Source organism: Paracoccus sp. NIOT.M2S5SZ12, assembly GCF_057748165.1.
The window spans coordinates 219,384-233,106 of sequence record NZ_JBYLFR010000001.1 but is presented as its reverse complement, the minus strand read 5'-3'; the positions used below and the strand labels follow the sequence as shown (position 1 = coordinate 233,106).

At 71.5% G+C, this 13,723-nt stretch carries 13 protein-coding genes; 4 read left to right on the top strand and 9 right to left on the bottom strand.

The window, feature by feature from the left end; all coding sequences use genetic code 11:
- Positions 1–264 precede the first annotated feature (264 nt).
- Positions 265–1,434 (top strand): pyridoxal-phosphate-dependent aminotransferase family protein, encoded by a 1,170-nt coding sequence (locus tag AC2SGK_RS01165; RefSeq protein ID WP_488321768.1) that lies wholly within the window; start codon positions 265–267, stop codon positions 1,432–1,434.
- Positions 1,435–1,441: 7 nt separating this feature from the next.
- Here the strand turns inward: AC2SGK_RS01165 and rsmD are convergent, their stop codons facing one another.
- Both rsmD and AC2SGK_RS01155 read right to left on the bottom strand, forming a co-directional pair.
- A complete protein-coding gene (gene rsmD, locus AC2SGK_RS01160) occupies positions 1,442–2,005 on the bottom strand; it encodes a 16S rRNA (guanine(966)-N(2))-methyltransferase RsmD (protein ID WP_488321767.1) in 564 nt (187 codons plus the stop codon).
- 76 nt (positions 2,006–2,081) lie between these two features.
- A complete protein-coding gene (locus AC2SGK_RS01155; RefSeq protein ID WP_488321766.1) occupies positions 2,082–3,284 on the bottom strand; it encodes an NAD(P)/FAD-dependent oxidoreductase in 1,203 nt (400 codons plus the stop codon).
- A 76-nt stretch (positions 3,285–3,360) separates the two neighbouring features.
- Here AC2SGK_RS01155 and AC2SGK_RS01150 point away from each other — a divergent pair, with 76 nt between their 5' ends.
- Positions 3,361–3,846 (top strand): redoxin family protein, encoded by a 486-nt coding sequence (locus AC2SGK_RS01150; RefSeq protein ID WP_488321765.1) that lies wholly within the window; start codon positions 3,361–3,363, stop codon positions 3,844–3,846.
- Between the two features lie 75 nt (positions 3,847–3,921).
- On the opposite strand, the gene AC2SGK_RS01145 is transcribed toward AC2SGK_RS01150, so the two are convergent.
- The 4 genes from AC2SGK_RS01145 to AC2SGK_RS01130 all read right to left on the bottom strand — a co-directional run bounded on the left by AC2SGK_RS01145 (position 3,922) and on the right by AC2SGK_RS01130 (position 9,871).
- A complete protein-coding gene (locus tag AC2SGK_RS01145; RefSeq protein WP_488321764.1) occupies positions 3,922–5,064 on the bottom strand; it encodes a GNAT family N-acetyltransferase in 1,143 nt (380 codons plus the stop codon).
- A gap of 107 nt (positions 5,065–5,171) precedes the next feature.
- Entirely contained in the window at positions 5,172–5,921 is a 750-nt protein-coding gene (locus tag AC2SGK_RS01140; RefSeq protein ID WP_488321763.1) for a glycerophosphodiester phosphodiesterase family protein, read from the bottom strand.
- Positions 5,921–6,376 carry a RidA family protein gene (locus tag AC2SGK_RS01135; RefSeq protein ID WP_488321762.1) on the bottom strand — a complete coding sequence of 152 codons (456 nt, stop codon included), beginning with the start codon at positions 6,374–6,376 and terminating at the stop codon, positions 5,921–5,923. The genes AC2SGK_RS01140 and AC2SGK_RS01135 overlap by 1 nt, the downstream gene beginning before the upstream one ends.
- A 45-nt stretch (positions 6,377–6,421) precedes the next feature.
- A complete protein-coding gene (locus AC2SGK_RS01130) occupies positions 6,422–9,871 on the bottom strand; it encodes a chromosome segregation SMC family protein (RefSeq protein WP_488321761.1) in 3,450 nt (1,149 codons plus the stop codon).
- A gap of 163 nt (positions 9,872–10,034) precedes the next feature.
- Between AC2SGK_RS01130 and AC2SGK_RS01125 the strand changes: the two genes are divergently transcribed.
- Both AC2SGK_RS01125 and AC2SGK_RS01120 read left to right on the top strand, forming a co-directional pair.
- A complete protein-coding gene (locus AC2SGK_RS01125; RefSeq protein WP_488321760.1) occupies positions 10,035–10,406 on the top strand; it encodes a CidA/LrgA family protein in 372 nt (123 codons plus the stop codon).
- Positions 10,399–11,118, top strand: coding sequence for an LrgB family protein (locus tag AC2SGK_RS01120; RefSeq protein WP_488321759.1), 720 nt, complete (start codon positions 10,399–10,401; stop codon positions 11,116–11,118). Before AC2SGK_RS01125 ends, AC2SGK_RS01120 begins: the two co-directional genes overlap by 8 nt.
- Positions 11,119–11,294: 176 nt before the next feature.
- Here the strand turns inward: AC2SGK_RS01120 and AC2SGK_RS01115 are convergent, their stop codons facing one another.
- The 3 genes from AC2SGK_RS01115 to AC2SGK_RS01105 all read right to left on the bottom strand — a co-directional run bounded on the left by AC2SGK_RS01115 (position 11,295) and on the right by AC2SGK_RS01105 (position 13,624).
- Positions 11,295–11,660, bottom strand: a complete 366-nt coding sequence (locus tag AC2SGK_RS01115; protein WP_488321758.1) for a uracil-DNA glycosylase — start codon at positions 11,658–11,660, stop codon at positions 11,295–11,297.
- A 165-nt stretch (positions 11,661–11,825) separates the two neighbouring features.
- The gene (mog, locus tag AC2SGK_RS01110) at positions 11,826–12,371 is read right to left on the bottom strand and encodes a molybdopterin adenylyltransferase (RefSeq protein WP_488321757.1); all 546 of its coding nucleotides are present in this window, start codon (positions 12,369–12,371) and stop codon (positions 11,826–11,828) included.
- Positions 12,368–13,624 (bottom strand): argininosuccinate synthase, encoded by a 1,257-nt coding sequence (locus AC2SGK_RS01105; RefSeq protein WP_488321891.1) that lies wholly within the window; start codon positions 13,622–13,624, stop codon positions 12,368–12,370. Before AC2SGK_RS01105 ends, mog begins: the two co-directional genes overlap by 4 nt.
- Between the last annotated feature and the right edge of the window lie 99 nt (positions 13,625–13,723).

The window sequence follows — 13,723 nt, the reverse complement described above, 5'->3', positions numbered from 1 at the left end:
GGGGCGCCGGCGCGGCGGCGGGGCCGCGGGCGGAGGTGGCGGCAATCAGGCGGGAGGGGCTGTCCTGTCGGGGGTCCACGGCTGTTCTCTGGCCTTTCTGCGGCGGGACCGGACGGGTCCGGCCCCCGATGGGGTTGGCACAGCCATACCCCAGCCCGCCGGGTCCCCACAAGGCGAAGCCCCTGCGACCCCCGGGCCAAGCCCCGTTGACGCGGCGGCGCCGTGGCCCTACCGATCTTGCACGTTGTGAAGGAAAGCCCCGCGATGCCCCCTGCCCCCGGCCCCGACCTGATCGCCATTCCCGGCCCCTCCCCGGTGCCCGCCCGCGTCCTGGCGGCGGCGCATCGCGCCTCTCCGGACATCTATGCCGACGAGCTGGCGCAGCTGAACCTGCAGGTCATGGACCAGCTGAAGCGGCTGGCCGGCACGCGGGCGCATCTGGCGCCCTATATCGGCAACGGCCATGCCGGGTGGGAGGCCGCCAGCGCCAACATGTTCGCACCCGGCGATCTGGCGCTGGTGCTGACGCATGGCCATTTCGGCCGGTCCTGGGCCGAGATGACCGAGGGTCTGGGCGTCACGGTCGAACGGCTGGATTTCGGCGCCGCCGCCCCGGACCCGGCGCGGCTGGCCGAACGGCTGGCCCGCGACCCCGAAGGCCGCATCCGTGCGGTGATGGTCTGCCAGACGGACACCGCCACGGCCACGCTGGCCGACATCCCGGCGCTGCGCGCGGCGATGGGCGATCACCCGGCGCTCTTGGTGGTGGATGCCATCGCGTCCTTGGGCTGCGCGCCGATGAAGATGGACGAATGGGGCGTCGACGTGCTGATCGCGGCCAGCCAGAAGGGGCTGATAACGCTGCCCGGCACGGTCTTCGTCTGGTTCTCGGACAAGGCGGCGGCGCGGGGGCGGACGGCGCTGACATCGCCGTGGTGGGACTGGCATCTGCGGGCGCAGTCGGACGCGCTGTGGCGCTGGTGGGGCGGCACGCCGCCGGTCCAGCAGATCTATGCCCTGGCCGAGGCGCTGACGATGATCCTGGACGAGGAGGGGCTGGAGGCCGTCTGGCACCGTCACGCCCGTCTGGCGCAGGCGACCTGGGCCGCCGTCGATGCCTGGGGCACGGCGGGCGCGGTCCGGCTGTCGGTGGCCGAGGCCGCGGCGCGCGCGCCCGCGGTCACCGCGGTCACCCTGCCCGGCGCGGATGCGCTGCGGGCCTGGACGGTGCGCGAATGCGGCGTGACGCTCGGGGTGGGTCTGGGTGCGCCCGATCCGACGGGGGCGCTGCGCATCGCGCATATGGGCCATTGCAATGCGGGCGTCCTGCTGGGCACGCTTGGCGCCATCGAGGCGGGCCTGACCGCGCTGGACATCCCGCATGGCCGCGGCGCGCTGGAGGCCGCGGCGGCCAGCATCGCCCGGTCGGCCTGAGCGGAGATCAGGCCTCCAGCCGCGCCAGCGTGACCACGGTGTCGCCGTAGCGGCGCCGGTCCAGCAGCGTCAGGGCGGGGGGCAGCGCGGGCGGCTGGCTCTCCTCCCACATGACGGTCGCACCGGGCGCCAGCCAGCCGCCCGCCAGCGCCGCCGCCATGGCCCTTTCGCCGAGGCCGCGACCATAGGGCGGATCGAGGAAGACCACCTGAAAGGGCGCGCCCTCCGGCGGCGGCAGGCGCGTCGCGTCGCGGCGCAGCACCGAGACGCGGTCGCTCGTGCGGGTCCTGTCGATGTTGCGGCGGATCAGGTCCAGCGCCTTGGCCCCGTCATCGACCAGCACCGCCTCCGCCGCGCCGCGCGACAGCGCCTCGAGGCCCAAGGCGCCGGTGCCTGCGAACAGGTCCAGCACCCGCGCGCCGGCCAGCGGATTGCCCTGACGTCCGTTGACCAGCAGGTTGAAGATCGCCTCGCGCACCCGGTCGGTGGTGGGGCGCAACTGGGCCGCGGGATCGCCCGCGCCCAGTTCGGCCAGCTTCAGGCCGCGCAGCGTGCCGCCGACGATCCTCATGATTGCGTCCCGCGGTGGCCGCGGGGGGCATCCTGCCCCCCGCACCCCCCTGGGCCGCCCGCGTGCCCGGGCCGGGTCATGCCAGAAGCGCCCGCAGGTCCGGGGCCGCGACGACCGCCTGCGGATCGCAGCTCTGCCCCGCGTCGATCAGCCGCTTGCCGACCATGTAGGCGCGCGCGTCGTTCAGCGCGTCGACCGCGATCAGCCTCCCCGCACGGAAGTACCAGACCGAGGCCGCGTGATCGCCCTGACCCGCCCGCGTGACGACCTGGTCGTGACCCGCATTCAGGCCCGCGATCTGGAGTTTCGCGTCGAACTGATCCGACCAGAACCACGGCCGGGGCGCATAGTCGCGACCGGCGCCCAGCATGTTGTCGGCCACGCATTCGGCCATGTCGATCGCGCCGCCTACGCTTTCCAGCCGCAACCTGCCGCCCTGCCAGGGCGTGCTGGCGCAGTCGCCCGCGGCCCAGATCGCCGGGTCCGAGGTCCGTCCGTGGCCGTCGGTGGCGATGCCGTCGTCCAGGACCAGACCCGCGGTCTGCGCGAGGTCGGTCCGCGGCAGCACGCCGATGCCCATGACCACCACATCCGCCGGGATGTGGCGCCCGTCGGTCAGCGCCACTCCGTCGGCGCGCGCCGTGCCGGTGATGCGGCTGATCGCCGTGCCCTCCAGGATGGCGACGCCATGCGCGCGGTGCAGGTCGCGCACCAGGTCGGCGGTCTCGGCCGCCGCCACGCGGCCCAGGATGCGCGGCGCCGCCTCGATCAGCGTGACCTCCAGCCCCAGCCTGCGCGCGACCGCCGCGGCCTCCAGCCCGATATAGCCGCCGCCGATCACCACCAGCCGCCGCCCCTCGCGCAGCTCGGGCACCAGCGCGTCGACGTCGGCCAGGCCGCGCACCACATGCGTTCCGGGCAGGTCGCCGCCCATCGCGGCGGGCAGGCGGCGCGGCGCGGCCCCCGTGGTCAGCGCCAGCGCGTCATAGGGATGCGCGCCCCGGTCGGTGTGCAGCACGCGGGCATCCGCGTCGATCGACAGGGCGGTCTCCGACAGGTGCAGCGCGATCCCCTGGTCGCGCCACCATTCGGGCGCGCGCAGCGTCAGGCGGTCCAGCCCCATCTGGCCCAGCAGATAGGCCTTGGACAAAGGCGGGCGCTGATAGGGGGCTGCCGGTTCGTCGCCGATCACGGTCAGCGCGCCCTCATGCCCCTTGGCGCGCAGCCGCGCGGCCATCGAGGCCGCCGCCTGCCCCCCTCCCACGATCACGATGCGCATCCCGCGTCCCCTGCTGGCCTGTCCGTCCGGCGCACCCTATAGTCGCCGCGAATCCGTTGCAATTCAGGAGCGTTCCATGACCATCACCGCCGGAGACAAGCTGCCTCAGGGCCAATTGCTGCGCGTGGGCGAGGCCGGCCCCGAGGCCGTCGACACCGCCGGCCTGATGCAGGGCAAGGTCGCGCTGTTCGGCCTGCCCGGCGCCTTCACCGGCACCTGCACGAATGCGCATATGCCCAGCTTCGTGCGCAATGCCGACGCCTTCCGCGCCAAGGGCGTGTCGCGCATCGTCTGCATCACCGTGAACGATCCCTTCGTGGCCAAGGCCTGGGCCGAGCAGACCGGCGCGACCGAGGCCGGCATCGAGGTCCTGGCCGATGCCGACGGCAGCGTGACCAAGGCCCTGGGCCTCGACTTCACCGCACCCCCGGTCGGCTTCTTCGGGCGCTGCAAGCGCTTTGCCGCGCTGGTCGAGGACGGGGTGGTCGCGACGATCGACGTCGAGGACAGCCGCGGCACCTGTTCGGTCAGCGCCGGAGAGGCGCTGCTGGAAAAGGTCTGACGCCGGACGGCCCGCGCGACACCGGGGGGTCCGGGGGGCTGGCCCCCCGGCCCTTCGCGGGACGCAATGGCGCGCTCACGGCGACGGGTCGCCCTTCCGGAACGGGGTGAAATCGGCCAGCGCCTCGATCTCGGCCCCCATCGCGTCGCGCTCCTGATCCAGGTAGGTCTCCAGCGCGCGCAGAAAGCCCGGATCGCGCACCCAGTGCAGCGAATGGATCGGCACCGGCTCGTATCCGCGGGCCAGCTTGTGATCGCCCTGCGCCCCCGCCTCGACCCGCGCCAGCCCCTGCGCGATCGCATGATCGATGGCCTGGTGATAGCACAGCTCGAAATGCAGGAAGGCGTGCTCGGCGACGCAGCCCCAGTAGCGGCCATAGATCGCGTCCGGCCCGAGGAAGTTCAGCGCCCCCGCGATGGGCCGGCCGTCAACCTCTGCCAGAACCAGCAGGATGTCGTCGCGCATGGTATCCTGGATGCGGTCGAAGAAGGCCCGCGTCAGATAGGGCTGCCCCCATTTGCGGGCGCCGGTGTCCTGATAGAACTCCCAGAACGCGTCCCAGTGATGCGGCTTCAGGTCGTCGCCGGTCAGCTGCCGGATCGTGCCGCCAAAGGCCTGCGCCCGGGCGCGTTCCTTCCGCAGGTCCTTGCGCTTGCGCGAGGACAGCGCACCCAGGAAATCCTCATAGCTGTCATAGCCGCGGTTCAGCCAGTGGTACTGCTGCGTCACGCGCGGCAGGAACGCCGCCGCCTCGCCCAGATCGGCCTCGTGTCCGGTGCAGAAGGTGACATGCGCCCCCGACATGTCCAGCCGCCCGGCCACCTGCATCAGCCCCGCCAGAAGGCCCGCGCGGGCCTCGTCGTCGCGCGCCAGCAGGCGCGCGCCGGTGGCGGGGGTGAAGGGCACCGCGCATTGCAGCTTGGGGTAATAGCGCCCGCCCGCCCGCGCATAGGCCTGCGCCCAGGCATGATCGAAGATGTATTCGCCCTGGCTGTGCGACTTGGCGTAAAGCGGCGCCGCCGCGACGGTCTGCCCGTCGCGCTCCAGCGTCAGGTGCAGCGGCTGCCAGCCGGTGCCGGTGCCCACGGATCGCGACTGCTCCAGCGCGAAGAGGAAGCGGTGCGTGGTGAACGGGTTGCCGTCGCCCAGACCGTCCCAGACCGTCGGGTCGATGGCGGCGATCGAAGGGTGGGTGGTCAGGGTCATGATGTCGGTCATGCCCGGCAAGATAGGCATGGCCGCGGGCATTGTCAGTCCCCGCCGATGTCGCACGGGGCGGCATCGGCGGATTTGGATATTTGAGTGAAGAAGAAGGGCCTGGCGGATCAGAGGGCCGCGCGATAGCCTTCGAAGGTGATGTTCGTGGCGACGCGGCGGGCGGCCTCCTCCTCGGCGGCGCTGCGGATGGTCCAGGTCAGCACCGGAACGCCCTGCGCGCGCAGCGCATCGACGCGCGGATTGTCCAGATCGCCCTTGTCATGCGAAATGAAGCAGGCCCCCACCGCGTCGAAGTCGCGGATCTGGGCCAGTTCGTCGCGCCGGGCGGGCGGCACCTGCGGCCAGTCGGCTAGCGGAAAGTCGCAGGTGGTCAGGCCCACCGGCACATCCGGCGCCGCGGCGCGGAAGGCCGCGATCATGTGCGGGTTGAAGGACATGACCGCCACCGGCCCGTCATAGCCCGACAGCGCCTCGGCCACGCGGGCGGGCAGCGTGCCGACATCGGAGCCGCAGGCGCCGTCCTGGTCCTTGATCTCGATCAGCAGCGGCACGCGGCCCGCGATCAGCTCCAGGAACTGCGCCAGGGTCGGGACCGGCTCATCCGTGCCCATCAGGCGAAGGCCGGCCAGCGTCTGCGCATCGGTCGCGCCGATCACGCCCTCGGCCCCGGTCAGCCGCTTCAGCCGATAGTCGTGAAAGACCAGCGGCACCCCGTCCGGCCCCGGCTGGATGTCGCATTCGATGCCGTAGCCCGCCTCGATCGCGGCGCGGGCGGCGGCCAGGCTGTTCTCGGGGACCCCTGCGCCATGCAGGCCGCGATGGGTGATGGGCACCGTCAGGAAGCGGTCGTCCAGCATCAGCGGACCTCGAACACGGCTTCGATCTCGACCGCGACGCCGAAGGGCAGCGAGGGCGCGGACACCGCAGCGCGGGAATGGCGCCCGGCCTCGCCGAAGACCTCGACCATCAGGTCGGAGCAGCCGTTGATGACCTTGGGCTGATCGGTGAAATCGGGGGTGGAGTTCACGAAGCCGGTCAGCTTGACCACCCGCGTCACGCGGTCCAGATCGCCGATGGCGGATTTCAGCTGCGCAATCAGCGCCAGCCCGCAGCGGCGTGCGGCGGCGACACCCTCCTCCAGGCCGGTCGTGTCGCCCAGCTTGCCGGTGATCAGGCCGTTCTCGTCCGCGCTGATCTGGCCCGAGATGAAGACCAGGTTGCCGGTCTGCACGAAGGGGACGTAATTAGCCGCCGGCATGGGCGCTGCGGGAAGGGTGATGCCCTTGTCGGCCAGGGTCTGCTCGATGCTCATGGGGTCCTCGCTTGGGTTGCGGCCCGGACCCTAGCGCGGGTCGCGTCAGGCGACCAGAGCCTCGGCGCGCTGCAGGTCCACGCTGACCAGCTGGCTGACGCCCTGCTCGACCATGGTGACGCCGAACAGCCGGTCCATCCGCGCCATGGTCACCGCATGGTGGGTGATGATCAGGAAGCGCGTCTCGGTCCGGCGGGTCATCTCGTCCAAGAGGTCGCAGAAGCGGCTGACATTGGCATCGTCCAGCGGCGCGTCGACCTCATCCAGCACGCAGATCGGCGCGGGATTGGCCAGAAACACCGCAAAGATCAGCGCCATCGCGGTCAGCGTCTGCTCGCCGCCCGACAACAGGCTCAGCGTCGACAGGCGCTTGCCCGGCGGCTGGCACATGATCTCCAGGCCCGCCTCCAGCGGGTCGTCCGATTCGACCATCACCAGGCGCGCCTCGCCGCCGCCGAACAGCGTCGTGAACAGGGTCGCGAAATTGGCGTTCACCGTCTCGAAGGCCGCCAGCAGGCGCTCGCGCCCCTCGCGGTTCAGGCTGCCGATGCCGGCGCGCAGCTTGCGGATCGCCTCCTCCAGGTCGGTCTTCTCGGCGGCTAGCCCGTCGCGCTCGGCCTCCAGCGTCCGCTTGTCCTCGTCGGCGCGCAGGTTGACCGCGCCCAGGGCCTCGCGCGCGCCGCGCAGGCGGGCGATCTCCTGCTCCAGCCGGTCGACGGGCGCGGTCAGGTCGATCTCGCCCAGGGCGGCGCGCAGCTGGTCGGGGCTCTGCTCGGTCTCCTCACGGATGCGGGCGCGGGCCAGGGCCTCGGCCTCGCGGGCGGCCTCCTGGCGGGCCTCGCGCGCGGCGCGGGCCTCGCGGGCCTCGCCTGCCTGCCGCTCGGTCTCGCGCTCGGCCAGGGCGGCGGCGCGGGCGGCCTCCTCGGCGGAGGTCAGCGCGGCACGGGCCGCCGTCAGCCGCGTCTCCAGCTGCACCCCGCGCGCGACCAGCGCCTCCTCCTGCTCGGCCAGGATGGCGGGCTGGTCCTGCGCCTCGGCCAGCTCGTCGGCGGTGGCCTCGCGCCGCGCGGACAGTTCGGCCGCGCGCGTGCCAGCCTGCTCCAACCGCAGCTGCCAGCCCGATTCCTCCTTGGCGATCTCCTGCAGGCGCTTGGTGCGGGCCTGCCCCTCGCGGCGCAATTCGTCCAGCGCGGCGCGGCGGGTCATCGTGGCGATGCGCGCGCCCTCGACGCCGGTTCGGGCATGCTCCACGGTTGCCGCGGCGTCCGCGCGGTCGGGCAGCGCGGCCAGTTGCGCCTCTGCCTCGGTGAGGCGGCTCTGGGCGTCGGCGGCATCGGCGCAGTGGCGCGCCAGCTCCGCCCGCGCCCCGTCGGCGCGGCTGGAGGCCATGGCCAGATCGGATTCCGCCCGCGTCGCGGCGCGCGCGGCCTCCGACAGCAGGCGCTCTGCCTCGCGGCGCGCGTCGCGGGCCGACTTCTCGACCTCGGCGGCCTGGGCCAGATCGGCGCGGGCCGCCTCATGGGTCTCGCGGGCCTCCTCGGCGCGGGCCTCCGCGCGTTCGGCCTGCTCGGACACATGGGCCAGCTCATTGACCTTCTGCAGATGCAGCGCGGCCGAGGACAGCGCCTGCCCCGCCATCACGCGCAAGCCGTCCCACCGGAACAGGTCGCCCTCCGGCGTCACCAGCCGCTGCCCCGCCGACAGCATCGACTGCAGCGCGGCCCCCTGCCCCGCATCCAGCACCAGCCCCGTCTGCGACAGCCGCCGCGCCAGCAGGTCCGGGCCGCGCACATGCGGGGCCAGCGGCACGGCGCCGTCGGGCAGAGGCTGCGGATCGTCCCAGCCCGGCAGGTCGCGCCACCCCGACCCGTCGCCGCCCACGCCCGCGCGGAGATCGTCGCCCAAGGCCGCCCCGAACGCGGCCTCGTGCCCCCGCGCGACGGCCACCTGATCCAGCAGCGTGGCGCCCCCGGAGCGCCCGCGATCGACCAGCCGCTGCAGGGCGGTGCGTTCGGCGGCCAGGGCCGCGGCCTCGCCCTCGGCGGCGGCGCGGGCCTGGCGGGCGGCGGCCTCGCGGGTTTCCAGCGCGGCGCGCGCGGCCTCGGCCTCGGCCAGCGCATCCTCGGCGGCCTCGGTGCGGTCGCGGGCCTGATCCTGCGCGGCATCCGCCCGGTCCAGCGCGGCGGCCGCGGCCTCTCCGGCGGCATCGGCGGCGGCCAGCGCCTCGGCGGCCTCGGCGGCGGCCCGGTCGGCGCGGTCGAACATGGCGCGCAGGTCATGGGCCAGACGCTCGGCCGATTGATGGCGGGCGGCCAGGCGGGCGGATTCGTCGGTCAGCTCGGCCAGCCGGGCCTCGACCTCGTGCAGCGTCTCGGCGGCGGCCTCGGCCTGGGCGGTGGCCATCTCGACCCGCGCGTCATGCCCCTCGCCGCCCGCGCGCAGCTGCTCGGCCTCCCAGGTCAGGCGGCGCACGACCTCCTCGGCATCGCGGTTCAGCGCCTGCTCGCGCTCGATGTCGCGGTCCAGCTGCGCCAGCCGCCCCGACAGCGCGGTGATGGCCTGGGTCGCGCGACGCCCGGCCTCGGCCAAGGCCTCGCTCTCCACGGCCAGCCGCTGGACCAGGGCGGCGGCGATCTGCTCCTCCTCGCGCAGCGGCGGCAGGGCGGCCTCGGTCTCGGTCCGCCGCAGGGACGCGGCCTCGGCGGCGGCACCGGCCTGAGCGGCGGCCCGCACCGCCTCGGCCAGGGCCTGCGCCGCGGCCAGGCGCGCGGCCTCGGCATCCGACCAGCGGCGGTACAGCAGCAACCCCTCGGTTAGGCGCAGCGCCGCGCCGATCTCGCGGTACTTCGCCGCCGCGCGCGCCTGCCGGGCCAGGGTCGCGGCCTGGGCGGACAGCTGGTCCAGCGTGTCGTCCACCCGCGTCAGGTTCGCCTCGGCGCCGTTCAGCTTCAGCTCCGCCTCGTGGCGGCGCGCGTAAAGCCCCGAGATCCCGGCCGCCTCCTCGAGGATGCGGCGGCGGTTGCGGGGCTTGGCGTTGATCAGCTCGCTGATCTGGCCCTGACGCACCAGCGCCGGGCTGTGCGCCCCGGTCGAGGCATCCGCGAACAGCATCTGCACGTCGCGCGCCCGCACATCCTTGCCGGCGATCTTGTAGGCGCTGCCCGCGTCGCGGGTGATGCGGCGGGTGATGTCGAACTGATCGTCGTCGTTAAAGCCCGCGGGCGCACGGCGGTCGCGGTTGTCGACGCTCAGCGAGACCTCGGCATGGGCGCGGGCGCTGCGCCGCGCGGTGCCGGCAAAGATCACGTCCTCCATCCCGTCGCCGCGCATGGCGGTGGGACGGTTCTCGCCCATGACCCAGCGCAGGGCCTCCAGCAGGTTGGACTTGCCGCAGCCGTTCGGACCGACCACGCCCGTCAGCCCCTCGCGGATGACCAGATCGGTCGGGTCCACGAAGCTCTTGAAGCCGTTCAGTCGCAGGCGGTCAAAGCGCAAGGGTCGCGTCCGTCAGATTCGGGTCAGGCGACAATTGTCCCCGCAGCGGCCCCCCAAGTCAACCGACCGCCCCAGATGTCGCCCCTGCCGAGGCACCGGCCCACAAGATGCACGGCTCTGGCGCGGGCGTCGGGGCCGCGCTAGGCTGCGGGCCATGATCCGCATGCTTGCCATCATCCTGGCCTTCCAGCTGGGCGGAGAGGTCGCCTCCCGCGCGCTGGCGCTGCCCTTGCCCGGCCCGGTCACGGGGCTGGTCGCGCTGGTTCTGGCCTGCATGATCCGCCCGGCCCTGGCCGAGGCGATCCGCCCGGCGGCGACCGGGCTTCTGGCGCATCTGTCGCTGTTCTTCGTGCCTGCGGGCGTGGGCATCGTCGCGCATTGGGACCTGCTGCGCGATCAGGGCCTGGGTCTGGCCGTGGCGCTGATGGGCTCCACGCTGCTGGCCATCGCGGCGGGGGCGCTGGCCTTCACCGCCGTGGCCCGCCTGACCGGGTCGGAGGAGCGGGGCGCGCTGAAGGATCAGGGGCGTGAGTGATCCGGCGCTGATCTGGTCCTATCTGGCGCAGGGGCCGCTTCTGTGGCTGACCGCGACGCTGATGGCCTATCTGGCCGGGGACGCGCTTTCGCGGGCCCTGGGGCGGGCCAGCTGGGCCAACCCGGTGCTGATCGCGGTGATCCTGCTGGCGGCGTTGCTGGGGCTGACCGGCACCGATTACGCGACCTATTTCGCGGGCGCGCAATTCGTCCATTTCATGCTGGGCCCGGCCACCGTGGCGCTGGCCCTGCCGCTGTACGACAACCTGCCCCGCGTGCGGCGCGCGGCCTGGCCGATGCTGGCGGGGCTGCTGGCCGGATCGGGGGTGGCGGTCGTCTCTGCCCTCGTGATCGCGCGGAGCTTCGGGATCGAGGGGTCGGTGCTGGCCTCACTCGCGCCGAAATCGACGACCGCGCCGGTGGCCATCGGCATCGCCGAGCAGCTGGGCGGCCAGCCCACCCTGACCGCCGCGCTGGTCCTGCTGACGGGGATCTTCGGGGCGATCGTGGTGACGCCCCTGCTGAACGCGCTGAAGATCCGCGACTGGCGGGCGCGGGGCTTTGCGGTGGGGGTCGCGGCGCATGGGATCGGCACGGCGCGGGCGTTTCAGGTGAACGCGACGGCGGGTGCGTTCTCGGGCATCGGGATGGGGCTGAACGCCGTGCTGACGGCGGTCATCGCGCCCTTGGCGTTGCGGCTTTTCGGGGGTTAGACCTCTGAAGCGAATCCGTTGGATGTCAATTCAACAGGGCATAAGCCTCAGCCCAAGTGCCTGGGATGGCATCCCACAGCTGAGGCTTCGTCGCCCGGACTTTGGGTGAGGGATGCGCAGAGGTGTAGAATCTCATATTCGCCTCTTCGACGATGGAGCGCGCAGCCACGGCTGTCTTACCGACAGCAACGACCGCTTTCAAGCGAGGGAGCAACGTCAGAAGATCTGACAGCCGCTGCAATCCCGCGTCTTTTTTCGGCGACGGTCAGTTTCGTTGTCCCGTTCCACCAAGGAACAAGGTTCCACAACAGGGTGCGTTCGCGCGGAATTCCCGCATCGCGCATGATTGTAAAAATTGCTTCGGCAGTAGGATCGTCATTGTCGCGCGAGATGAAACCGGACCCGCCTTGACTTGAATCCGTCATCGGGCCGGGCTTTTCGAGCAGGAACAGGATTTCAGCTTCATTGGCTCCGTCCAACGGATCAAAGTCCGGAACGTGACCACGACCCTCGCGTCGCAGTGCCTCCACAAAATCTGCCAATGCCTCCATCCTGGGACCAGACAACGATTGTCGCCGCTGTTCGACATTCCCCGGTATTCCCAATGATCGTGGCTGTATCGGCGCGAGCTCTTCGGGGGAGCAAATGATCAGCCTATCATCGACATCATAGACAAACTTGCTTTTTGCAAGTTTCAGCGCCCTGTTTTACACTTCGGTGGGCAGATTGGGCCGGAAGGCCGCAATGCGGGCGGGATCGGTCTCGATCCGCGCCGCGCCGATCAGGTCCAGGCAGTAGGGCACGGCGGCGAAGACCGCGTCCAGGCAGGTCGCGATGGCCGCGGGCTTGCCTGGGATGGTGATGATCAACGTCTTGCCGCGGATGGCGGCGGTCTGGCGCGACAGGATGGCGGTCGGCACCTCGCGGAGCGAGGCGCGGCGCATCTCCTCTCCGAAGCCGGGCAGTTCCTTGTCCATCACGTCGGCCACGGCCTCGGGCGTCAGGTCGCGCGGCGCGGGGCCGGTGCCGCCGGTGACCAGGATCAGGTCCGCGCCCCCGTCGGCCAGGTCGCGCAGCGTGGCGGCCACGCTGTCGCGGCCGTCGGGGATGATGTGGCGGTCGATGGTCATGGGCGAGGTCACGACACCCCGCAGCCAGGCCTCGGCACCGGGGCCGCCCTTGTCCTCGTACTCGCCCCGCGACGCGCGGTCGCTGACGGTCACGATGGCGATGCGGGCGGCCCCGGCGGTCATTTCGCCACGCGGGCGTTGCGGTTCGCGATCAGCTTCAGGCGCAGCGCGTTCAGGCGGATGAAGCCCGCCGCGTCCTTCTGGTCATAGGCGCCGGCATCGTCCTCGAAGGTCACATGCGCCTCACTGTACAGCGAGTGATCCGACCAGCGGCCCACGCAGGTCGCCAGCCCCTTGTAGAGCTTCAGCCGCACCGTGCCGGTCACATGCTCCTGCGATTTGTCGATCAGGGCCTGCAGCATCTCGCGCTCGGGGGAGAACCAGAAGCCGTTATAGATCAGCTCCGCATAGCGCGGCATGATCGAATCCTTCAGGTGGCCCGCGCCGCTGTCGAGCGTGATCTGCTCGATCCCGCGATGGGCTTCCAGCAGGACCGTGCCGCCCGGCGTCTCGTAGATGCCGCGCGACTTCATGCCGACGAAGCGGTTCTCGACGAAATCCAGACGGCCGATGCCGTGACGGCCGCCCAGCTCGTTCAGCTTGGTCAGGATCGTGGCGGGCGACATGGCCTCGCCGTTGATCGCCACCGCGTCGCCCTTCTCGAAGGTCACCTCGATGAATTCCGGCTGATCGGGCGCGTCCTCGGGGTTCACGGTGCGCTGATAGACATAGTCGGGCGCGGCCTCGGCGGGGTTCTCCAGCGCCTTGCCCTCGCTCGAGGTGTGCAGCAGGTTCGCGTCGACGCTGAAGGGCGCCTCGCCGCGCTTGTCCTTGGCGATGGGGATCTGGTTCTTCTCGGCGAACTCGATCAGCTTGGTGCGGCTGGTCAGGTCCCATTCCCGCCAGGGCGCGATCACCTTGATCGACGGGTCCAGCGCATAGGCGCTGAGCTCGAACCGGACCTGGTCGTTGCCCTTGCCGGTCGCGCCATGCGCAACCGCATCCGCGCCCGATTCCTGCGCGATCCGCACCAGATGCTGAGAGATCAGCGGCCGCGCGATCGACGTGCCCAGCAGATACAGCCCCTCATAGAGCGCATTGGCCCGGAACATCGGGAAGACGAAATCGCGCACGAATTCCTCGCGCACGTCGACGATGTGGATGTTCTCGGGCGCGATGCCCAGCATCTCGGCCTTCTGGCGCGCGGGTTCCAGCTCCTCGCCCTGGCCCAGATCGGCGGTGAAGGTCACCACCTCGCAGCCATACTCGGTCTGCAGCCATTTCAGGATGATCGAGGTATCAAGCCCCCCCGAATAGGCGAGGACGACTTTTTTCGGCGCGTCGGACATGCGGTTAACCCTTCGTCGAAGTTTCAGCGGGAATACGGCGATTTGCGCGTTGTCACAAGGGTTCGGGGGCGATTAGCATGGGCCGGGATTTCAGACGGGTGATTTGATGCTGGCCTTGCGACTGCT

Bases quoted from the DNA above. Each gene is read 5' to 3' on its own strand.
- AC2SGK_RS01165 (WP_488321768.1), top strand. From the start codon at position 265: ATGCCCCCTGCCCCCGGCCCCGACCTGATCGCCATTCCCGGCCCCTCC.
- rsmD (WP_488321767.1), bottom strand. From the start codon at position 2,005: ATGAGGATCGTCGGCGGCACGCTGCGCGGCCTGAAGCTGGCCGAACTG.
- AC2SGK_RS01155 (WP_488321766.1), bottom strand. From the start codon at position 3,284: ATGCGCATCGTGATCGTGGGAGGGGGGCAGGCGGCGGCCTCGATGGCC.
- AC2SGK_RS01150 (WP_488321765.1), top strand. From the start codon at position 3,361: ATGACCATCACCGCCGGAGACAAGCTGCCTCAGGGCCAATTGCTGCGC.
- AC2SGK_RS01145 (WP_488321764.1), bottom strand. From the start codon at position 5,064: ATGACCGACATCATGACCCTGACCACCCACCCTTCGATCGCCGCCATC.
- AC2SGK_RS01140 (WP_488321763.1), bottom strand. From the start codon at position 5,921: ATGCTGGACGACCGCTTCCTGACGGTGCCCATCACCCATCGCGGCCTG.
- AC2SGK_RS01135 (WP_488321762.1), bottom strand. From the start codon at position 6,376: ATGAGCATCGAGCAGACCCTGGCCGACAAGGGCATCACCCTTCCCGCA.
- AC2SGK_RS01125 (WP_488321760.1), top strand. From the start codon at position 10,035: ATGCTTGCCATCATCCTGGCCTTCCAGCTGGGCGGAGAGGTCGCCTCC.
- mog (WP_488321757.1), bottom strand. From the start codon at position 12,371: ATGACCGCCGGGGCCGCCCGCATCGCCATCGTGACCGTCAGCGACCGC.